We start from the raw sequence: 19,402 nt of genomic DNA, 5'->3' as shown, positions 1-19,402 counted from the left end.
GGGACCGCGACACGGCCCTCCTACCGTCGCTGTCAACGCACCGGCCGCACCGGCCGGGCCGCGTCCGCGACGAAGGAAGAGACACCGTATGAGCAGGAGCCGTACCCACCGCTCGCCCGCCCGCCGGGTCCTGGCCGTCTGTGCCCTGACCGGGGCCGCGCTGATGACCGCCGTCACCGGCGGAAACGCATGGGCCGACGGAGCCCCCGCCCCGGCTGCCCCGAGCGTCGCCGGCGTCTCGGCCCCGGCTGCCCCGAGCGCGGCCCCCACCGCCGCACCGGCCGGCGGGACTCCCACCGCCACGCCCACCCGCCCGACCCCCGCCACCCCCGCCGCCGCGCCCGCCGGCGGGACCCCCACCGCCACGCCCACCGCCGGTGGCACCGGGCCCCAGGTCCGGGAGGTGCCCGCGGGTGCCGCCCAGGCCGGTGACGGATCCGGTTCGACCTCCGTCTCCGGCCCGCTGCTGGTCGGCGGCGGCACCGTCGCGGCCCTCGGCGCCGGTGCGCTGGGCTTCGCCCTGCTGCGCCGCGGCTCCGGTGCCCGCGGCTGACACCGGCCCCGGGTCCAACGGGCACCCCGGCGCCGCTCCCCCGCACCTGGCCAGGCAGGGGAGCGGCGCCGGGGTCCCGCCGGAGAGCGGGAGACCCGGCGCCGACGACACGGCCGCATCCGGCGACCGGGGCGCCCGGGCGACCGGCCGCCGCCACGCGCGCGGCAGCGGTCACCGGCGGTCCCGCACCGCCGGACCCGGCCCGAGCGCACTGCGGCGGAGCGCCTTCGGTGCCGCAGGTCTGCTCTGCCTGGTGATCGGCGCCTCCGTGGCGCTGTCCGGCCAGCGCACCCCGGTGGTGCGCATCGAGCCCTCGGTGCACGGCGGCGCGGACACCCCGGCGAAGGCCACGGGGCCCGCGGCGAACCCGGTGTCCGGGCCCGCCCCGGCCTCCGCTGCCCCGGCCACCGCTCCGCGACCCTTCGCGGCCTCGGTGCCGACCCGCCTGCTGATCCCGGCCGCCGGGGTGGACGCCCCGGTGACCAGCCTCGGCCTGAACGCCGACGGGACGGTCGAGGTGCCGCCGGCCGACCGGGCCGGGGAGACCGGCTGGTACCGCAACGGCCCGACCCCGGGGGAGACCGGCCCCGCCGTCCTCATCGGGCACTACGACACCGTGCACGGCCCGGCGGTCTTCCACGGTCTGCCGAAACTGCGGCCGGGCGAGCTGATCCAGGTGCGGCGCGCGGACGGAAGCACGGTGGACTTCAGGGTCCGCACGCTGCTGCAGGCCGCCAAGGACCGCTTCCCGACCCAGACGGTCTACGGTGACACCCCGACGCCTACGCTCAGGCTCATCACCTGTGGCGGGCGGATCGGCTCGGACGGCCACTGGACCGACAACATCATCGTCCTGGCGGACCTGGCCGGTCCGGACGGCGCGTCCGGCTGAGGCGGCCGGGCGGGTGCCGGTGGTTCCGCCCGGCAACCCGCCCGGGCGGAACCACCGGCAGCCGTCCACGCGACCTACTACCGGGGCGGGTACGGAGCGGACCCGGCGCATCGCCGCAGACCAGGAGGATGAGCACCGACCGTGGCACCGTTTACTCCCCGCCGCCGGACCGGCGCCGTGTCGGCGGCCGGACTCGCCGTCCTCATCGCCATCGCCGCCCTCGTGGCCATGGCGGTCGGCCGTGTCACCCCCGGCGGGCTGCAGGACCACGGCGCGTCCCAGCCGGTGACACCGCCGCTGAAGCCCCAGCCGCTCTGGCCCGGCCTGGATGCCTCTCCGTCGCCGGCCTCACCCGCCACCGCCACCGCTCAGCCGACGCCGCGCCCCGTCCCCGACGTGACCGTCCCCGGGAACGACACCACCGCGGTCGACGTCCGCACCGTCCTCGCCAAGGACCCCATGGTGGGCCCGGAGGAGCGGCGCGCCCTCGACTCCTGCCCCGAGTGCAAGGTCCGCAGCCCCGAGTACCGCGACCTCACCGGTGACGGGCGCTCCGAGCTGCTCGTCGCCGTCGCCACCCCCGGGGCGGTGGTACTGCACGTCTACACCCTGGCCGACGACCGGGTCCTGTCCGTCCTCCAGGTCACGGCACGGGAGGGGTTCAGCGCCGAGACCGTCGGCTGCGACCTGTGGCTGTACGAGCTGACCACCGCCTCCGCCCGGACCAGCAGCCACTACCACTGGGACGGGGTCCGGCTCGGCCTGGTGGAGCAGAAGGTCGAGGGCATCGTCCCGGTGCCCGGCGACGGCACCGGACAGACGGGCCCCTCCGCCGGCGTGACCGGACCGGCGGTCAGCCCCGGCATGGGCGTCAGCCGCACCCCCGGGGCGGCCGGCGAGGCCAGCCCCGTCCCTCCCGGACCGGCCCCCGGCACCCCCACGAGCCGTCCAACCGCCCGACCGACCCCGGCGCTCTCGGAAGCGAAGCCATGAACCCCGCAGCCGCACCCACCCACCCGCACATCCTGATCGTCGAGGACGACGAGGTGATCCGGGAGGCCACCCGGATGGCCCTGGAGCGCTACGGCTTCCCGGTCTCCACCGCCGCCGACGGGCTGGAAGGGCTGGAGGCGTTCCACGCCGTCCGCCCCGATCTGCTGCTGCTGGACGTCATGCTGCCGCTCCTCGACGGGGTCGGCCTCTGCCGCCGGATCCGCGAGGAGAGCCAGCTCCCGATCCTGATGATGTCGGCGCGCACCGATCCGGTCGACGTGGTGTCCGGCCTGGAGGCCGGTGCGGACGACTACGTGGTCAAGCCGTTCGAGAGCGCGGTGCTGGTCGCCCGGATCCGGACGGTGCTGCGCCGGGTCCGCGTGGTCCCGGCGGCCGAGACCCCGCCGCCCGCCGCGGACGCCCCGCCGGCCCTCGCGCCGGTTCCCGTGCGGGCCGTTCCGACGGGCCCGACCGCCCCGACCGCCCCGGCCGTGCAGACGGCCCCGACCGTTCCGGCCGCACCGGCGCCGCGGACCGTGCGCAGCTTCGACGGGATGGAGGTGGACACCGAGAGCATGGAGGTACGGGTGCACGGCCGGCTCGTCCCGCTGACCCCGACCGAGCTGCGGCTGCTGCTGGAGTTCACCGCCGCGCCCGGCATCGTGCTGGAGCGCTCCGTCCTGCTGGAGCGGGTCTGGGACTACGACTGGGGCGCCGACACCCGGGTGGTGGACGTCCACGTGCAGCGGCTGCGCGCCAAGATCGGCGCCGGCCGGATCGAGACCGTCCGCGGGTTCGGCTACAAGCTGCGGCGCTCGGCATGACCCTGCGCCGCCAGATCGCCACCGCCGTCGCCGCCATCTCCGTCCTGGTCGCCGTGGCCGTCGGCCTGCTGGTCCACCAGGCGATGATCCGCCAGCACGTCGACCAGGCCCGGGCCTCCGCGCTGACCGCGCTGGACTCGGCGCTGGGCGCCTACGCGCGCGACGGCAAGGTCGCCGGTCTGGACGACCCGGCGCTGCCGCCCCGGCTGCGCGCCCTCGTGGCGGACGGCCGGCGGGGATCGCTGCTGGCCGGCGGTCCGCAGGGCGAGGCGATGTGGGCGGCCGGCCCGGTCCAGGGCGGAGTGGTCTCCGTCCGGGTCGACTTCGAGCCGGACCGGGCGGCGATCGCCGACCTGGACCGGATCATCCTGATCACCGTCGTCGCGTCGGTCTTCACGACGGTGCTGGTCGGGGTGCTGGTCGCGGACCGGATCAGCCGCCGGCTGCGCACCGCGGCGACGGCCGCCCGGGGGATCGCCGCCGGGCGCACGGACACCCGGATCGGAGAGCTGGTCGACGGGCGGGACGAGGTGGCCGACCTCGCGGCGGCCGTCGACCTGATGTCGCGGGCGCTGCACCGCCGACTGGAGGACGAGCAGCAGTTCACCGCGGACGTCGCCCACGAGCTGCGGACCCCGCTGACTGGGCTGGTCACCGCGGCCGAGCTGCTGCCGCCGGGCCGGCCCACCCAGCTCGTCCAGAACCGGGTGCAGGTGCTGCGTTCGCTGGTCGAGGACCTGCTGGAGGTGTCCCGGCTGGACGCGAACGTCGAGACGCCGTACCTGTCGGCCGTGCCGCTGGACCGGGCGGTGCGCCGTACCGTCACGCTCACCGGCCTGGACGTGGAGGTCGAGGTGGCGCCGGGCGCCGCCGACACGTCGGTCCGCACCGATCTGCGCCGGCTGGACCGCATCCTGGGCAATCTGCTCGTCAACGCCGACCGGCACGGCGGCGGTCCGGTCCGGCTGGGCGTGGACGGACTGCGGATCACCGTCCGCGACCACGGGCCCGGTTTCCCGGACGACCTGTTGCGGCACGGGCCCAAGCGCTTCCGGACGAGCGTGCGCGAGCGCGGGCGCGGCCACGGCTTGGGCCTGACGATAGCCACCGGCCACGCGCGGGTGATCGGCGCGGCCCTGACGTTCGCCAACCACCCGGACGGCGGCGCGGTGGCCACCCTGGTGCTGCCGCCCACGGTGACACCCGACCGGGCCGACGACCGGGCCGAAGGACCGGCAGGCGACTCGACCGGCGGCCCGGCGCACGGCCCGGGCCAGGACGCCGGGGAGAAGCGGGGCGAGCGGCCGGCCCCCTGACGAGGGCGGCCCGGGCTCCCGCGTCAGCGGTCGGCGACGAGCAGGGTCTGGAGGATCCGGCCGCAGTCGCCGGCCGCGTCGTCGAGGCGGCCGGAGGCCAGCCCGGAGCCGTCCGGGCTGGCGGCCGTGGCGGCGGTCAGATGGAGCCAGGAGCCGACCGGGTCGCGGTGGAGGGCCAGCGTGACATCGGTGTTGATGACGAGCCGGCCCACGTGGTCGAGTTCGAAGGCGACCGCCCAGTTGCTGTCGGCGAGGGTGAGGGCGCGGGTCAGCGGGGTGTCCGGCTCGCCGTCGACGAGGGGGATCCGCTGCCGGGCCCACACCGTGCCGGGGCCGGGGGTGTCGAAGCCGCCGCCGGGCGGGAAGCGCCACTCCATCGCCGAGACGTACCCGCCGAGGTGCGCGCCGGCCATGACGGGCGGCGGCTGCGGGCCCGGAAGCGGCGGTGGGGCCGCCTCCGGGCGGAGCGGCGGGGTCTCCCGAGGGCTCGCCGCGATGCGCCACGCCCGGGCCAGCAGGACGGGCCGACCGCCGGAGGTGAGCTCACCCTCCAGGAGTTCGGCGCGGCCGCCGGAGCGGATGGCGCGGACCTCGACCTGGAGATCGCCGACGGGCACCGGGCGGGGGATCTCCAGCGTGATGCGGGCGATCCGGAAGCCCTCCCGCGCCCCGTGCCGTTCCAGGGCGCGGCCGAGCAGGGCGGACGGGGGGCCCGCGTGCTGCGCCTTCGGACTCCACGGCCCCGCCGTGGCGGCCGTGCTCTCGTAGCGCCCGTGGCCCACGGCCCGGTAGAAGGACCCGGGCAACTCCGCCGAATCCGGCGTCATCCGCCGACTCCCCTCATCGAGATCCACGAGAAGGTATACCGGTCGTCCGGGCCCGGCCGGGAGTGGCCCGGCCGCCATTCTCCCGCGCGGTTTCGGACGGAGGGCGGGTCAGGACCAGGCGGTGCCCCAGCTGTTCCGGGCCGGAGCCGGTCATGCCCGGTACGCGGCGGGCGGACCGGCCCAGATCTCGGCCGACTCCCCGCCGGGGAGCGGCACGACGGGACGGCCGTCCACCCCGGAGCCCGGGCGGATGGCGGCGCCCGCCCGGGCGGCCGCCGCCTCGACCGACGGCGCCAGCAGGGCGAACGGGACCGGCGACGCGTCCTCGTGGGCGGCCTCGTCCGAGCCGACCAGCAGCAGGTTGCCCACGATCGCGAATCCGGCGCCGCCCGCCCGGCCCGGGGCGGGCGGCACGGCACCGGTCGCGGCCGCCGTCCCCGGAGCCGCCGACAGCGTCTCCGGGGCCGTCGCCGACGCCGTCTCCAGCGCCGTCTCGTAGAACCGGACGGCCCCGCCGAGCGAAGCGGCCGGCACGGCCCGCCGGACCAGGAGGCGCACGCCCCCGTCCCCGGGCCCGACTTGGCGAGGTGCGGGCCGTTCCCCGGGCCGGGGCCGGTGCTCGACCAGCTCGGCGAGCGAGCCGTCCGGGTAGCGCACCCGGGCCCGCGCGCCGGGCACGATCGCCTCGCGGGGCTCCAGCACGGTCGTGCCGGTGCGGCCCAGCAGATCGAGCTGGCCGGCCAGCGAGGGCACGATCAGCGAGTACGCCGTCCGCCGCTGGACGGGGGTGAACGGCCGCTCGCTCGCGATCAGCAGAACGGTGCCCACGGCGGCCAGTTCGAGGCCGCCGAAGTCGGGGATCGGCATCCGCAGATCCGCGCGCACCCCGAGCAGCCGCTCGTAGAACGCGATCCGGTCGTCGAGGTCGGCCAGGTCGATCAGCGACCGGGCGAGCAGGCGTGGCCGGTCCAGGACGGACGAGTCGGGGGTGGTCCGGAACCAGCGCTCCGAGAGCCCGGGCGGGCCGGAGAGACCGGACGGTGATGCGGTGCTTCCTGTCATGGTGCTGTGCTCCCTCTTCCGACTGGGCTGTGATTCCCGTTCACCCGGCGGCTACCACCGCTGCGCCCGCAGCCCCCACGCGGCGAACTCGTCGGTGACGAGCCGGCGCAGGGACTCGGTGCCGCCGAAGTGGTCGGGCATCCCGGTGACGGTCACGGTCACCCGCTCGCCCGACCGCACCATGCACAGTGAGGCGCGCAGGGCGGCCTTCTCCGGCACCAGGCCCGGTACGTTCATCGTGCGCAGGGCGACGCTGTCCGCCTGTTCGCCGGCGAAGCGCGCAGCGGCCTCCGGTACGACGCCGAAGTTGGACGCGACGACGTCGGTCTGCTGCGCCCCGGGCGCCTTGAGACGGTCGGCGTACCGGCGGGGCAGCAGGTGCCACAGCGGCTCCGGCACGAGTGTGCCGCTGTGCTCGCCGGACTCCCGCAGGGTGGCCTTGGTGCTCCGGCGGGTCTGCCGCAGGTCCTCGTGCTGGGGTGCGCCCGCCGGGACCTCCAGCGGGACGACGACGAGGGCGTTGGCGCGGGCGTCGCCGTCCGGCCGACGCAGGTTCATCGGGATGCCGACCCTGACCGACGCGCGGTCGGCCAGCGGCACCCTGGCGCGGACCAGGTTGGCGGCGATCTCCACGAACAGGCTGTTCGCGGTGCCGCCGTACGCCGTCGCCCGTTCCTCCCACGACGCGGCGTCGAGGGTGAAGAGCGCGGTGGTGAAGAACCTGGGCTCCGAAGTCGCCTCGCTCCGGGGGGACTTCGCCGGGCCGGCCAGTGCCGACCTGATCCGGTCGAACTCCTGACGATTCGTCAGGACGCGTTCCGCCAGGGCGACCGAACCGGCGACGGCGAGTGCGCCCTGCTCCAGCAGCTCGCCGAGGTCCTCGCCGATCGGGCCGCCCGCCGGGGTGCCCCGGCGGGCGGCCGGGGAATCCCGCCGGTCGAGCGCGGTGAACACCCCGAGCCCGTCGGAGCGGAAGTGCGGCACGGTCAGTGACAGCAGCGTGCCGTTCCCGTACCGGGCGGCCGCGAGGCGCCACAGCGCGGTCGAGTCGGCCGGGAGCGGGGCGCGGACCTGCTCGTCGAGCCAGTCCGTCACCGTGTCGTCGGTCAGCCGCCCCGGGTACTCCCGCAGGGGTTCCCCGTTGTGCGCGCCGACCCACTTCCGCCGGGCCCCGGGCACCAGGGCCGGTACCGGCCGGCGGCTGAGCCTGCCGCGGTCCAGCCGCTCCCACTCCTCGCGCAGCGCGGCCGGGGACAGCTCGACCGGGAACCGCCAGAGGACCTGGACGATCCGGGAGGACCCGAGCTCCCGTTCGGCGCTGTAGAGCATCTCGTCGGTGGAGTTGAGGCGTGCGGTGGCCTCCCGGTGCGTCATGCGATCACCTCGCGGATCCGGGCCGCCGTGTGCCGTCCGACGGCCGGGGCCAGTTTGAAGCCGCCGCCGTTCCACCCGGTGGCGGTGACCAGCCCGTACGGCTCCGGCCAGACGGTCACGGCGCCCTTCCCGCCGGGCCCGAGGACGTCGTAGGCGGTGACCCCGCCGGTGGCGTCCGCGTCGGCCAGCGGCGGCCGGCGGTGCCGGACGACCTCGCGGATGCGCCGCTGTTCGGCGATCGGCACCCCCGCGGTCACGGTCGGCGGGACGTCGCACGCCGACGACGACACACCGGCCAGCACGCCGGTGCCGGAGTTCCAGCGGCGCAGCCAGGCACCCGTCGTCGAGTCGACGACGGTCGGCAGCCCGTACGGCCCGCCGGGGCCTGCGCCGTGGACTGCGCTGTGGCCTGTGCCCGGACCCGCGCCGGGGCGGCCGCGCGGGGTGAAGACGCAGTAGCTCACCGCCCGTGTGCGCAAAGGCAGTTCCACGCCCGCCGTCCGTGCGAGCCCGGTGCTGTGGACCCCGGCGGCGAGCAGGACCGCGCGCGCCCGCACGAGCCCGGCCGTGGTGCGGACGCCGGTCACCCGCCCGCGCGAGGTCACCACCTCGGTGGCCCGTGCCGAGCCGAGGAAGGTGACGCCGTCGGCGTCCCCGAGCATCGCCTCGGCGACCTCCCGCGCCGGCAGCCAGCCGGCGCGCGGCTCGTACACCCCGACGAAGTCCTCGGGCACGGTCAGACCGGGGAACGCGGCGGTGATCTCCGGTGCGGAGAGGACCAGCGCGGTGTGCCCGGCGGCCAGGACCTGGTCCGCGCCCGCCAGCGCGCGTTCGGTGCCGTCGGCGTCGAACAGCACCAGGCTGCCGTCCTCGCGCACCGCGGGCCAGCGGCCGCTCGGGCCCCGCCGCAGGTAGCAGGAGAGTCCCTCGGCGGCCCAGGGGTGGCCGTCGGTGCCGGCGGCGGGGTCGAACGCGCGGATCAGCCCGCCGGAGGCGCCGGTCGCCCCGCCCGCGACCCCGTGTTCGTCGATCACGACCACGGACAGCCGGTGCGCGGCGAGGCGTTCGGCGGTTGCCAGGCCGATGATGCCGCCGCCGACGATGACGACGTCGGCGGCGGCATCAACGGTGGTACGGGTGCCCGTGGTCACCGAACGGCCTCGACGGGGAGGCGTTCCGGGCCGGTGGGCTCACCCGGCTTGCCCAGGATGGACTCGGCGATGTCGGTCGACCGGGCGGACAGCACCGCCAGGGCTCCCGCGTCGCCCATGCCGTGGCTCGCCTCGCACAGGCCGTTGAGGTACAGCCGGAGCGGACGCGGCTGGTACGTCTGCCCGGTGACGGGCACCGAGTAGTCGCGTGCCACGTCCAGCAGCCCGTGCTCGTTGACGGCGAGCCGGTCGGCCACCTCTTCCAGCAGGGGGTGGCGCCGTTCGTCGTCCGGGCCCTCGCCGAAGTCGCGGAAGCCCGTCGCCAGGACGACGAGGTCGGCGTCGTAGGCGCTCTCCGTCCCGTAGTTGACGTCCCGCACCGTGAGCCGGTTCGCCGTGCCCTGGGCGTGCGGGGTGACCTGGACCACCTCGGAGTACGGCATGAGCCGGAACCGGTCCGAGCCGGTGATCTCGTACTCGTGCTGCACGCCCGCGAGCCGGTCGATCACGTCCTGGTCGCAGGCCGCGTAGTTGATCGACCTGAGCTCCCGCCGGATGCGGTTCTTGGCCTCGTTCGGAAGCGGGTAGAAGTAGTCGATGAAGTCGGGCAGGAAGACCCGCCGGCTGTACGGGCTGGTGTCCTTCAGCCGGAACCCGATGCCCCGCTGGAGCGACACCACCTGGTGGACCTCGGGCCGGTCGAGGAGGTCGAGCACGATCTCGATCGCGCTCTGGCTCGCACCGACCACCACCACCCGCAGCCCCTTGCCGGTCTGGCGCCGCAGGGAGCTGAGGTACCTGGTGGAGTGGAACACGGTGGGCCCCAGGCTCCGTTGGAACGGGGCCGGGATCCGGGGCGAGCGGCCCGTACCCACGGCGACGGTCTCGCCGAAGTACTGCCGTCCGCCGGCCGTCTCCACCCGGAACACCTCCCGGCCGCCGAGGTCCACCAGGGAGAGCCGGGTCGCCGACTGCCCGTAGTCGACCGACCCGCGGAACGAGTCGGCGACCCACCGGAGGTAGCCGGCGTACTCCCGCCGCAGCGGGAACTTGCTGTTGAGATGCAGGTAGTCGGTCAGCCGGCCCTGGCCGGCGAGGTAGTTGACGAAGGTGTACGGACTGCCCGTGTTGCGCGGCATCACCAGGTCACGGAAGGGGTTGTTCTGGATGTCGGCCCCGGGCAGCAGTTGCTCGCTCTGCCACTGGAAGCCGTCGGCCCGCTCGATGAACCGGGTCGTGCCGCTGTAACCGAACTCCTCCAGGGTCACCGCCAGCGCGAGGTTGGCGGGCCCGAAGCCGATCCCGAGGACTGAGTGGATCTGCTGGTCTGCCATGGGTCACGCGCCGGCCGGGGCCGTTTCGAGCACCCGGTTCTGGTCGTCCACGTGGACGACGCGGGGCTCGTGCTTCTCCACCTCGTCATCGCTGAGCTGCCCGTACGCGATGATGATGACCTTGTCGCCGGTCGCCACGAGCCGCGCGGCGGCGCCGTTCACGATCACCTCGTTGGCGCCGGGGGCGCCGAGGATGGTGTAGGTCTCGAACCGCGCGCCGTTGTTGATGTTGACGACGTGCACCAGCTCGTGGATGCCGATGTCGGCGGTGTCCAGCAGCTCCGGCGAGATCGTGATCGACCCGATGTAGTTCAGGTTGCTGTCGGTGACGGTGGCACGGTGGATCTTCGAACGCATGAAGGTACGCAGCATGTCGGTATCCCTGTCTGGATTCATTCGGTGGACGGTTCTCACCGGCTCCGGCGGGTGGCTCTCACCGGGCCGGGTGGATCAGCCCGAGAGGCCCCGGAAGTGCCCGGCGGGCGGGGTGCGGACGTCCCGCAGCAGCGGGACGTCGCCGGGGGCGGCCTCGGCGCCGAACGCCAGGGCCACCTGCCGTGCGAGGTCCGGGGTGACGGGCCACGCGAGCGTGCGCAGGGTCCACAGGAAGAGCAGCGCGCCGGACACGTCGCCCGCGTCGTCGGTCCGGAGGTGCCCGCCGCGCAGGGCCAGCACCTCCAGGTGCAGCGCGAGCGCCTCGGCCGCCTTGCGGATGGAGAACGTCTCCAGGGCGTAGGCGGCCTCGAAGCGCCGCACGGACGCCTCGATGGCGGTCGTCCACCACAGGGAGGGCGGGGCGTCGACGGACCGGCCGGCCAGCTGCTCGCCGAACCTCGCCGTGATCGTGGCGAGCGGTGCGTCGAAGCGGGACTCCAGGGTGGCGGCGGCCACCTGCTCGGTGAACTCGGACTGCTGGAGCTCCGGGCTGGTGAGCGCGAGGACGAACCGCGCCCGGTCCCGGCCGGCCTTCTCCAGGAAGTCCCGCGCCCAGACCACGTCCCCCTTGCTGGTGGAGAACTTCCGGCCCTCCAGGAGGAAGTACTGGTTGGTGAGCGTGCGGGTCACCGGCAGTTCGACCGGCAGCCCGTGCCTGACCGCGAGGAGCTTGAGGGCCGGATAGACGAACGCGTTGTAGAACCCGTTGTCGATCCCGATGAACTGCACGAACTCGTCGCAGCCGGCCTGCCGTCCGGCCCGGACCCGCTGCGGCCAGTACAGGTGGCCGACGTAGATCTCCGGCCAGGCGTTGATGGCCTGCGGCTGCGCGCCGGGGCCGTCCCAGTCCACCGGGATGCCCCAGGTGCTCGGGTAGGTGACCGGGATGTAGGGCAGCCGGCCGGCGAGCGTCCGGGTGACGACGTTCTGCAGATCGGGCCTCAGCGGCACGTCGGAGGTCCGGTACCAGTTGCTGATCAGCGACCGGTAGCGCTCCAGGTCGAGGACCCAGATGGAGACCGGCTTCCTCGGCAGCGCCGTGGCCGTGTCGCCCGGCAGCAGCGAGCCGGGCAGGTTGTACAGGCCGCACGCCTCGCAGACGCCCGCCCTGGCGTGCGCCAGGCAGACCGGGCAGCGGCCCGTCACGAACGCCTCGGCCAGGTACTGCCCGGTTTCGGCGTCGTACGGCAGCTCGACCTCGCGCCGGTCGAACGCGCCGTGCCGCCACAGGTGGGTGAAGAAGTCCCGGACGAAGCGGTTGTAGTCCTCGTCGGGCCGTTCGAAGAGGTCGACGTCGACCCCGGCGAGGTCCAGCGACACCCGGACGCTGTCGAGCGCCTCCTGGATCAGCGCCTCGGGGGTCACTCCGAGCCGCTGCGCGGTCGTGACCACGTAGGTCTGGTTGTCGTCGGTGCTGCACGCGTACACCACGTCGTTGCCCAGGATCTTCTGCGACCGCGCGCACACGTCGCTGCCCAGCACGGGGCCCGCCAGGTGGCCCAGGTGCAGGTCGCCGTTGGGGGTCGGCGGCGAGAACGAGACGTTGACCTGGCGCGGGGCGCGTACGGCCGCGCTGTCCGGCTCAGGCATGCGCCGACTCCTCGGCCGGGGCCGGCTGGAGCCAGTAGATGCTGACGAAGGTCAGCGGGTCGCGGTCGCTGGTGTTGGTGACGATGTGCTGGTTGTCGTGCGGGATGTAGATGACATCGCCCTCGGCGACCACCCGCTCCTCGTCACCGACCCGCACGACACCCTCGCCGCCGGTGAAGATGAACGTCTCGTCGGTGGCGTGGGCGTGCTGCTGGCTCGATTCCTGCGGCCGGATGGACACCAGGGAGCTGTTCCACGGCGGAACGACGACACCCTGCCAGGGGTAGATGCGCCGCAGGTCGCAGTTGTTCTCCCGGGTCTGGCCGTCCTTGACCGCACTGCGTACGTACATTCTGATTCCTTTCATGGTGGGACCGGCGGGGCGGGCTCCGCCGACGACAGGCCTCTGCTGCGTCGGCGGGCAGGCCGCAGGAAATCGCCGCAGGGTGCCAGGAATGGCGCCCGGGTGAATGCCGCCAAAATTCCAGGGAATTGCCTGGGTGGTGGCTGGATCGACCGCGCCGGATTGTTCGGCGGGATCGAGGAGAAGCTGGACATGGCTGTCACCCGTGTCCGGAGTATGGTCCTCCGGCCCGGGTGGGCTGCCGATCGGTGCGCTTGGCGGCTGGTCAGCCAGCGTCAACGGGCCTGACAGTTGGCCAATTTATATACCCCCTGGTGTCACAGCTCGGGAGCTGGTAAATGACATCTGGTGGCGCCGGATCGCTGTTGCCGTACCGGATGCACCGGTCCGCCGATGTTCTGCCCCGGGAGTGCCCGGGGACATAGACGATCCTCCATGAAAGATTGGTATGGGTCAACCCTGGATTTGCGCGGGCGGGCATTACGGGGTCTACCAGCGAAGATATCGGTGATCTTCCAAAATGTGTTTCGGAGGGGGGCATTCCGAATTCTGTGTACGCTCGAAAAGCGGCGACCGCGCCGGCTCCGGCCCTTGGCGGGCCGGAGCCGGCGCGGTCGGTCCGCGCGCGGCGGGGCGTGCCGCTACGCCTGGCCGACCGGCGGCATGTCGTACGTCACCCACATGGTGCGCTTCGCCACCCGGTCGTACTTGGAGCGCGCCCGGTGGTTGTCGTCGGCCGTGATCCAGCGGACCACGCTCCAGCCGCGCTCGGCCGCGATCCGGCCCAGCCGGTCGAACAGCGCGTCCGCGGCGCCGCCGCCCCGGGCCGCGGGCGCGACGAACAGGTCGTCCAGGTAGCCGCCCACCGTCCCGGAGAGCGGCCGGGCGAAGGGCCGGTAGTGGGCCAGGCCGACCGGCGTGCCGTCCGCGTCGCGGGCCAGCAGGCCGTTCAGCTCGTGCGCCGGGTCGTGGAGCCACGACCAGACCGTCTTGAGCCGCTCCTCGGGCATGTCGACCCGGTAGAACTCGGCGTAGCCCAGGTAGAGCTCGCGCCAGGAGGCGAAGTCGGCCTCGGCGGGCGGGGTGACGGTCCAGGAGGCGGGGGTGGTCATCGGGTGGCTCCTTCGGTGGTCGGTGCGCGTCGGGGCGTGCTCTCGGACGCTACGGGGCGTCAGGCCGGGCGCGCGCTCACCGTCCCGTAGCCCGAGGCGAATTGACTGCTCCACCGTGTCCGGTTGACAGCGCTGACGGGTCATCAGGAGGGAGTCGTGCGGTCGACGCGCGGTCGCGGGCCGGCCATCGTGCGGTCACGGGGCGGTCGGGGCGCCGGAGTCGGCCCGGCGGCCGCGCGTGGCCCCGGCCGCCGTCCACGCCAGCGTCAGGACGGCGAGCGCGGCCACGGCGAGCAGCAGCACGCTCGGCGACACCGAGTGCTGGAGCGCGGACAGCACGAACGGGACGGCGAAGCCCAGGTAGGAGAGCGCCTGGTAGACGGCGGTGAGCCGGGCCAGGTCCTCGGTACGGGCCAGGCGCTGCACCTCCAGCAGCCCGCACACCTGGCAGCAGCCGTAGCCCGCGCCGAGCACCAGGGTCGCCACGACGACGAGCGCCGGCTGCGTCGTCTGCGCGGCCGCCGAGGAGATCAGCAGACCGGCCACGACGATCGCCATCGCCATGACGAGCAGGCGGGGCCTGCGGGCGTCGTCCATCCTGCGGGCCAGCGGCTGGACCAGGATACCGGCCAGCCCGGTCAGCATGGTGACCACGGCGCCGAACACCAGCGCGTTGCCGCCCATGCGCTCCCTGACCAGCGCGGGCAGATAGGCCAGCGCGATCGAGGCGGAGCCGAACACCCAGGGCGCCAGGGGCGCCACCACGGTACGGAACCGGCGTTCGCGCACCGCCGGCACCCGCAGCCGGCGCAACAGGCTGCCCCCCTGCTGCCCGGTCACCGTCTCCGGGGCGCCCAGGACCAGCGGGACGGCGACGGCCGTCAGGACGAGGTGCGGCAGATACGCCACCACGGTGGGGGACGGCGCCCACTGGGCCAGCAGCCCGGCGACCAGGGGGCCCGCGGCGAAGCCCGTGGTCATCGCCACGGTCGCCCGCCGGGGGCCGGGGTTGGCCTCGCGGGGGGAGCCGCCCAGCGAGAGTTCCTTGATCCAGGCGGTACCGGAACTGAAGGCCGCGCCGCTGGCGATGCCGGAGATCACCCGCCCGGCGAACAGCCAGCCGAGCCCCGTTCCGCCGGCGATCAGTGCCACGGTGGCGAGCAGGGAGGTGATCAGCGCCGGAAGCATCAGCCTGCGGCGGCCGTACCGGTCCGAGACCGGGCCGCCGAGCAGCAGGCCGGGGATCAGCCCGATGGCGTACATGCCGAAGGTGGCCTGGACCGTGGCGGCCGAGAGGCCCAGTTTGGCCTGATAGAGCAGGAGTAACGGCGCGAACTGATTGGCCCCCCAGCCCACCGCCGCCACGGCCACCCCGGCCCGCAGCCACGCCCGGTCGTCGCCGACGGCCGGGCGGTCGAGCGGACGCGCCGAGGTGTCGGCGGACGTCATCACGTGCTTGGTCATGTCCTCCATGCTGGCGACCGGTTCCGCCGAGCACGAGCGTCCGGAACGCCATCATGCGTACAGTTAAGGACATGGCTTCTGTTGCGCTGGCCGTCATCGACGGAATGCCGCTGTTCGAGCTCGCGGCTCCCTGCACGATCTTCGGCATCGACCGCCCCGACCTCGTCGACCCCTGGTACGAGTTCACCGTCTGTGCCCCGCCCGGCGTGCGGGTCGGGGGCTGGCTCCAGGCCGTCACGCCGCACGGGCTCGACGAGCTCGTCGCGGCGGACACGGTCATCGTCCCGGCCTGCTCCGACGTCACCGAGCCGCCGCCCGCCGACCTGGTCGAGGCCGTGCGCGCCGCGCACGAGGCCGGGGCCAGGGTCGCCTCCATCTGCACCGGGGCGTTCGTCCTGGCCGCCGCCGGCCTGCTCGACGGCCGCCGGGCCACCACCCACTGGATGCACACCGGGCTGCTGGCCGAGCGCTACCCCCGCGTCCAGGTCGACCCCGGGGTCCTCTACGTCGACGAGGGGAGCGTCCTGACCTCGGCCGGGAAGGCCGCCGGGATAGACCTGTGCCTGCACCTGGTCCGCACCGACCACGGCAGCGCCGTCGCCAACGCGCTGGCCCGCCGGCTCGTCGTGCCGCCGCACCGGTCGGGCGGCCAGGCCCAGTTCATCGCCGCGCCGGTGCCGGCCGACGACGGCCCCGCCCTCGCGGACCTGCTGGCCTGGGCGCTGGAGCATCTGGACCAGCCGCTGACCGTCACCGACCTCGCCCGCCGCGTCCACATGAGCACGCGCAACCTCGGCCGGCACTTCACCGCCGCCACCGGGACGACGCCGCTGCAGTGGCTGCTGACCCAGCGGATGCACCGCGCCCAGGAGCTGCTGGAGAGCACCGACGAGAGCGTCGACCAGGTGGCCGCCCGGGTCGGGATGGGCAGCGCGGCCACCCTGCGCCGCCACTTCAACCGCGTGGTCGGTGTCCCGCCGGACACCTACCGCCGCACCTTCCGCCCGGCCTCGGCTCCGGCTCCGGTCAGGCCGGCCGGACGGCGGTGATCGGGGGGCGGTGATCGCACGGCGGTGATCGCACGGCGGTGATCGGGGGGCGGTGATCGGGGGGCGTTTCGCCCGATTCCGCCCGGTTCCGGACGTGGCGGCCGCTGACGGGGTCGCAGGACGAGTGCCGGTGCGGAGCCGGTACGGCCGCCGTTTTTGCGGCGGTGTGCCGGGCGGACGGGAACAAATCGTTCCGTTTGGGTACGAAGTGCCGCCTGGGCGACCATGGCACCTGCTCCACAGAGCGCGAGCAGGACCACGAAAGGCGCACCACCCTGATGCAAGCCAGCCCGGCCGCCCTCCGGCGGACACCCGATTCGAGTGCGCCGGTCACGACCGGGGCGGGCGGGGGCGCGGTGCCCACCCCGTCCCCGCGCCGGGGCGGGCGCTTCGGCCTGGTGGCCGCCACCGCGCTGGTCATGGGGAACATCATCGGGGGCGGCATCTTCATGCTCCCCGCCGCCGTCGCGCCCTACGGGACGGTCAGCCTGGTCGCCCTGGGGGTGGTGACGGCGGGGGCCGTCGCGCTGGCGCTGGTCTTCGGGCGGCTCGCCCGGCGCGATCCGCGGACCGGTGGCCCGTACGTCTACGCCCGCGCCGCCTTCGGGGACTTCGCCGGGTTCCTCGCGGCGTGGTCGTACTGGATCACCACCGTGGTCAGCAACGCGGCGCTCGCCGTGGCCGCCGTCGGCTACCTCGACGTGCTGCTGCCCATCCAGCACTCCACCGGGCTGACGCTCGCCGCCGCGCTGGCCGTCCAGTGGCTGCCCGCGCTCGCCAACCTGGCGGGCACCCGCTACGTGGGTGTCGTCCAGGTGGTCTCCACCGTGCTGAAGCTCGTCCCGCTGGCGCTGGTCGCGATCGGTGGACTGGGCTTCTTCGAGCCGGCCAACCTCGGCCCCTTCGACGCCTCCGGCAAGGGCGTGGTCGGCGGGGTGACGGCCGCTGCGGCGATCCTGCTCTTCAGCTACCTGGGCGTGGAGTCCGCCGCGATGAGCGCCGGCGAGGTCCGCGACCCGGAGCGCAACGTCGGCCGGGCCAGCGTGCTCGGGACACTGGGCGCGGCGGTGGTCTACCTGCTCGGGACGCTCGCGGTCTTCGGCACGGTCGCGCACGACCGGCTCGTCCACTCCACCGCGCCCTTCTCCGACGCCGTCGACGTCATGTTCGGCGGCTCGTGGGGCGGCACGGTCATCGCGGTCGCCGCGCTGGTGTCGATGGTCGGCGCGCTCAACGGCTGGACCCTGCTGTCGGCCCAGGCACCGTACGCGGCCGCGCGGGACGGGCTCTTCCCGGCCGCCTTCGCCACGAAGCGCCGCGGCGTCCCGGTCTTCGGCGTCCTGATCAGCGTCACCCTGGCCTCGCTGCTGACCGTCCTCAACTTCACCGCCGGATCCCGGGGTGCGTTCAACACCCTGGTGCTGATCACCACCTTCACCGCCGCCGTGCCGTACCTGCTGTCCGCCGCCGCGCAGTTGTACTGGCTGGTGGCCGGCGAGCGGGACCGGGTGGCCCCCGGCCGGCTGGCCAGGGACGCGGCCCTCGGTCTCGGCGCCTTCGCCTTCTCCCTGTGGCTGGTCGCCGGCGCCGGCTACACGGCGGTCTACCAGGGCGTGCTCTTCCTCTTCGCCGGGATCCTGGTCTACGCCTGGATGGCGGCCCGCAAGGCCTGACGACGGCGCGGCCCGTGGGGGCCTCCGCGGGGGTGGGGGCTCAGGGCGCGTCCGGGGCGCCGCAGGAGTGGGCCTCGGCGGGGGCGGGTTCGGGGCCGGTGTCCGGGTCGCGGGTGAGGAGGTAGCGGGCGCCGGGGCCGGTGGCGGCGGCGCGGTCGGCGGCGTTGTAGAGGGTGCAGCGGGAGAGCGAGAGGCAGCCGCAGCCGATGCAGCCGGTGAGCTTGGCCTTGAGGCGCTGGAGTTCGGCGATCTGGTCGTCGATGCGGCTCTGCCAGGACCGGGCGACGCCGTCCCACTCGGCGGGGGTGGGCGCGCGGAGTTCGGGGAGCCGGTCGAGGGCGACCTTGGCCTCGTCGAGGGAGAGGCCGACGCGCTGGGCGGCCCGGACGAAGGCGACCCGGCGCAGCGTGGCGCGGGTGTAGCGGCGCTGGCCGCCGGTGGTGCGGGTGGCGTGGATCAGGCCGAGCTTCTCGTAGTAGCGCAGGGCGGAGGCGGCGAGGCCGCTGCGCTCGGCGAGCCGGCCGATGGTGAGCAGGTCGTGCCGGCTCGGTCCGGTGGCGGTCATGGCGCCCACTGTAACCGCTTGACTTCAAGCTGGCTTTAAGTTGCAGCATCGTGCGCATGAGCGCTGAAACGGCTGAAGCCGCCTTCGAAGACCTCCCGGGCCTGATGGCCCTGATGACCGGCGACGAGAAGCACGGCCCCGCCGCCACCTCCACCCTGGACGCCCTCTGGGTGCTCTACGACCGCGTGCTGCGGGTCACCCCCGCCACCGCCGAGGTGCAGGACCGTGACCGCTTCCTGCTCTCCAAGGGTCATGGCCCGATGGCCTACTACGCCGTGCTGGCCGCCAAGGGCTTCATCGAGCCGCGTCTGCTGTCCGGCTTCGGCGCCTACGACTCGCCGCTCGGCCACCACCCGGACCGCACGCTGATCCCGGGCGTCGAGATCGGCTCCGGCTCGCTCGGGCACGGGCTGCCGCTGGCCGTCGGCACCGCCCTCGGTCTGCGTGCCCAGGGGCTCACCGACCCGGCCGTCTGGGTGCTGGTCGGGGACGCCGAGTTCGACGAGGGCTCCAACCACGAGGCGGTGGCCTTCGCCGGCGCGTACGGGCTGGACCGGCTGCACACCGTGGTGATCGACAACTCCTCGGCCACGCACGGCTGGCAGGGCGGCATCGCGGCCCGGTTCGCCGCCGAGGGCTGGTCGGCCGAGACCGTGAACGGCCGCGACCACGAGGCGCTGTACGCGGCGTTCACCGCCGGGCACCCGGGACGGCCGCGGGTCGTGGTGGCCCGCGTCGAGCCCAAGGAGGACGGCTCCACGCGGGGGTAGCGGCCCCGCCCACCCCTGAACGCCCAGCCCGGCCCGACCCGCCCAGTGAGAGGG

Annotated in this window: 19 protein-coding genes; 8 read left to right on the top strand and 11 right to left on the bottom strand. The window is 74.4% G+C overall.

Going from position 1 to position 19,402, the window contains the following annotated elements; genetic code table 11:
- Positions 1-88 precede the first annotated feature (88 nt).
- The 5 genes from AB0P06_RS20655 (at position 89) to AB0P06_RS20635 (ending at position 4,578) form a co-directional block, all read left to right on the top strand.
- The gene (locus AB0P06_RS20655) at positions 89-553 is read left to right on the top strand and encodes a hypothetical protein (RefSeq protein WP_363609274.1); all 465 of its coding nucleotides are present in this window, start codon (positions 89-91) and stop codon (positions 551-553) included.
- Entirely contained in the window at positions 540-1,445 is a 906-nt protein-coding gene (locus AB0P06_RS20650; protein ID WP_363609272.1) for a class F sortase, read from the top strand. The genes AB0P06_RS20655 and AB0P06_RS20650 overlap by 14 nt, the downstream gene beginning before the upstream one ends.
- A 141-nt stretch (positions 1,446-1,586) precedes the next feature.
- Complete coding sequence (locus AB0P06_RS20645) at positions 1,587-2,438, top strand: hypothetical protein (RefSeq protein ID WP_363609271.1); 852 nt, start codon at positions 1,587-1,589, stop codon at positions 2,436-2,438.
- A complete protein-coding gene (locus tag AB0P06_RS20640; protein WP_363609269.1) occupies positions 2,435-3,262 on the top strand; it encodes a response regulator transcription factor in 828 nt (275 codons plus the stop codon). Before AB0P06_RS20645 ends, AB0P06_RS20640 begins: the two co-directional genes overlap by 4 nt.
- Complete coding sequence (locus AB0P06_RS20635; RefSeq protein WP_363609268.1) at positions 3,259-4,578, top strand: HAMP domain-containing sensor histidine kinase; 1,320 nt, start codon at positions 3,259-3,261, stop codon at positions 4,576-4,578. The genes AB0P06_RS20640 and AB0P06_RS20635 overlap by 4 nt, the downstream gene beginning before the upstream one ends.
- Before the next feature lie 23 nt (positions 4,579-4,601).
- Here AB0P06_RS20635 and AB0P06_RS20630 read toward each other — a convergent pair whose 3' ends face one another.
- The 10 genes from AB0P06_RS20630 to AB0P06_RS20585 all read right to left on the bottom strand — a co-directional run bounded on the left by AB0P06_RS20630 (position 4,602) and on the right by AB0P06_RS20585 (position 15,291).
- Positions 4,602-5,405 carry a thioesterase family protein gene (locus AB0P06_RS20630; RefSeq protein WP_363609266.1) on the bottom strand — a complete coding sequence of 268 codons (804 nt, stop codon included), beginning with the start codon at positions 5,403-5,405 and terminating at the stop codon, positions 4,602-4,604.
- A gap of 150 nt (positions 5,406-5,555) precedes the next feature.
- Positions 5,556-6,467, bottom strand: coding sequence for a VOC family protein (locus tag AB0P06_RS20625; RefSeq protein WP_363609264.1), 912 nt, complete (start codon positions 6,465-6,467; stop codon positions 5,556-5,558).
- Between the two features lie 51 nt (positions 6,468-6,518).
- Positions 6,519-7,841, bottom strand: coding sequence for a hypothetical protein (locus tag AB0P06_RS20620; protein WP_363609262.1), 1,323 nt, complete (start codon positions 7,839-7,841; stop codon positions 6,519-6,521).
- Complete coding sequence (locus AB0P06_RS20615; protein ID WP_363609260.1) at positions 7,838-8,992, bottom strand: FAD-dependent oxidoreductase; 1,155 nt, start codon at positions 8,990-8,992, stop codon at positions 7,838-7,840. The genes AB0P06_RS20620 and AB0P06_RS20615 overlap by 4 nt, the downstream gene beginning before the upstream one ends.
- Positions 8,989-10,326 carry a SidA/IucD/PvdA family monooxygenase gene (locus AB0P06_RS20610; RefSeq protein ID WP_363609258.1) on the bottom strand — a complete coding sequence of 446 codons (1,338 nt, stop codon included), beginning with the start codon at positions 10,324-10,326 and terminating at the stop codon, positions 8,989-8,991. The genes AB0P06_RS20615 and AB0P06_RS20610 overlap by 4 nt, the downstream gene beginning before the upstream one ends.
- 3 nt (positions 10,327-10,329) lie before the next feature.
- Entirely contained in the window at positions 10,330-10,698 is a 369-nt protein-coding gene (gene panD / locus AB0P06_RS20605; protein ID WP_363609256.1) for an aspartate 1-decarboxylase, read from the bottom strand.
- A gap of 78 nt (positions 10,699-10,776) precedes the next feature.
- Entirely contained in the window at positions 10,777-12,351 is a 1,575-nt protein-coding gene (locus tag AB0P06_RS20600) for a class I tRNA ligase family protein (RefSeq protein WP_363609254.1), read from the bottom strand.
- Positions 12,344-12,703: a cupin domain-containing protein gene (locus AB0P06_RS20595; RefSeq protein WP_363609252.1), complete on the bottom strand. Its 360-nt coding sequence runs from the start codon at positions 12,701-12,703 to the stop codon at positions 12,344-12,346. The genes AB0P06_RS20600 and AB0P06_RS20595 overlap by 8 nt, the downstream gene beginning before the upstream one ends.
- 653 nt (positions 12,704-13,356) lie before the next feature.
- On the bottom strand, positions 13,357-13,827 hold the full coding sequence (locus AB0P06_RS20590; protein WP_363609250.1) for a GNAT family N-acetyltransferase: 471 nt from the start codon (positions 13,825-13,827) through the stop codon (positions 13,357-13,359).
- A gap of 195 nt (positions 13,828-14,022) precedes the next feature.
- Positions 14,023-15,291, bottom strand: a complete 1,269-nt coding sequence (locus AB0P06_RS20585; RefSeq protein ID WP_363609248.1) for an MFS transporter — start codon at positions 15,289-15,291, stop codon at positions 14,023-14,025.
- A gap of 71 nt (positions 15,292-15,362) precedes the next feature.
- Here AB0P06_RS20585 and AB0P06_RS20580 point away from each other — a divergent pair, with 71 nt between their 5' ends.
- A complete protein-coding gene (locus AB0P06_RS20580; RefSeq protein WP_363609246.1) occupies positions 15,363-16,340 on the top strand; it encodes a helix-turn-helix domain-containing protein in 978 nt (325 codons plus the stop codon).
- Positions 16,341-16,618: 278 nt separating this feature from the next.
- Positions 16,619-18,013 (top strand): amino acid permease, encoded by a 1,395-nt coding sequence (locus tag AB0P06_RS20575; RefSeq protein WP_363609244.1) that lies wholly within the window; start codon positions 16,619-16,621, stop codon positions 18,011-18,013.
- Between the two features lie 40 nt (positions 18,014-18,053).
- On the opposite strand, the gene soxR is transcribed toward AB0P06_RS20575, so the two are convergent.
- Positions 18,054-18,578, bottom strand: a complete 525-nt coding sequence (gene soxR, locus AB0P06_RS20570) for a redox-sensitive transcriptional activator SoxR (protein WP_363609243.1) — start codon at positions 18,576-18,578, stop codon at positions 18,054-18,056.
- A gap of 56 nt (positions 18,579-18,634) precedes the next feature.
- Here soxR and AB0P06_RS20565 point away from each other — a divergent pair, with 56 nt between their 5' ends.
- Entirely contained in the window at positions 18,635-19,348 is a 714-nt protein-coding gene (locus AB0P06_RS20565) for a thiamine pyrophosphate-dependent enzyme (protein WP_363609241.1), read from the top strand.
- Positions 19,349-19,402: the final 54 nt, after the last annotated feature.

This window comes from Kitasatospora sp. NPDC088351 (assembly GCF_040685575.1).
In the GTDB taxonomy this organism is placed as follows: domain Bacteria; phylum Actinomycetota; class Actinomycetes; order Streptomycetales; family Streptomycetaceae; genus Kitasatospora.
This window is presented reverse-complemented; position numbering and strand designations above follow the sequence as displayed.

Excerpts from the sequence above, each read along its gene's own strand:
- AB0P06_RS20565 (WP_363609241.1), top strand. The coding sequence starts at position 18,635 with ATGAGCGCTGAAACGGCTGAAGCCGCCTTCGAAGACCTCCCGGGCCTG.
- AB0P06_RS20590 (WP_363609250.1), bottom strand. The coding sequence starts at position 13,827 with ATGACCACCCCCGCCTCCTGGACCGTCACCCCGCCCGCCGAGGCCGAC.
- soxR (WP_363609243.1), bottom strand. The coding sequence starts at position 18,578 with ATGACCGCCACCGGACCGAGCCGGCACGACCTGCTCACCATCGGCCGG.
- AB0P06_RS20635 (WP_363609268.1), top strand. The coding sequence starts at position 3,259 with ATGACCCTGCGCCGCCAGATCGCCACCGCCGTCGCCGCCATCTCCGTC.
- AB0P06_RS20625 (WP_363609264.1), bottom strand. The coding sequence starts at position 6,467 with ATGACAGGAAGCACCGCATCACCGTCCGGTCTCTCCGGCCCGCCCGGG.
- AB0P06_RS20620 (WP_363609262.1), bottom strand. The coding sequence starts at position 7,841 with ATGACGCACCGGGAGGCCACCGCACGCCTCAACTCCACCGACGAGATG.
- AB0P06_RS20640 (WP_363609269.1), top strand. The coding sequence starts at position 2,435 with ATGAACCCCGCAGCCGCACCCACCCACCCGCACATCCTGATCGTCGAG.
- AB0P06_RS20630 (WP_363609266.1), bottom strand. The coding sequence starts at position 5,405 with ATGACGCCGGATTCGGCGGAGTTGCCCGGGTCCTTCTACCGGGCCGTG.
- AB0P06_RS20600 (WP_363609254.1), bottom strand. The coding sequence starts at position 12,351 with ATGCCTGAGCCGGACAGCGCGGCCGTACGCGCCCCGCGCCAGGTCAAC.
- AB0P06_RS20575 (WP_363609244.1), top strand. The coding sequence starts at position 16,619 with ATGCAAGCCAGCCCGGCCGCCCTCCGGCGGACACCCGATTCGAGTGCG.
- panD (WP_363609256.1), bottom strand. The coding sequence starts at position 10,698 with ATGCTGCGTACCTTCATGCGTTCGAAGATCCACCGTGCCACCGTCACC.
- AB0P06_RS20610 (WP_363609258.1), bottom strand. The coding sequence starts at position 10,326 with ATGGCAGACCAGCAGATCCACTCAGTCCTCGGGATCGGCTTCGGGCCC.
- AB0P06_RS20595 (WP_363609252.1), bottom strand. The coding sequence starts at position 12,703 with ATGTACGTACGCAGTGCGGTCAAGGACGGCCAGACCCGGGAGAACAAC.
- AB0P06_RS20585 (WP_363609248.1), bottom strand. The coding sequence starts at position 15,291 with ATGACCAAGCACGTGATGACGTCCGCCGACACCTCGGCGCGTCCGCTC.
- AB0P06_RS20580 (WP_363609246.1), top strand. The coding sequence starts at position 15,363 with ATGGCTTCTGTTGCGCTGGCCGTCATCGACGGAATGCCGCTGTTCGAG.
- AB0P06_RS20655 (WP_363609274.1), top strand. The coding sequence starts at position 89 with ATGAGCAGGAGCCGTACCCACCGCTCGCCCGCCCGCCGGGTCCTGGCC.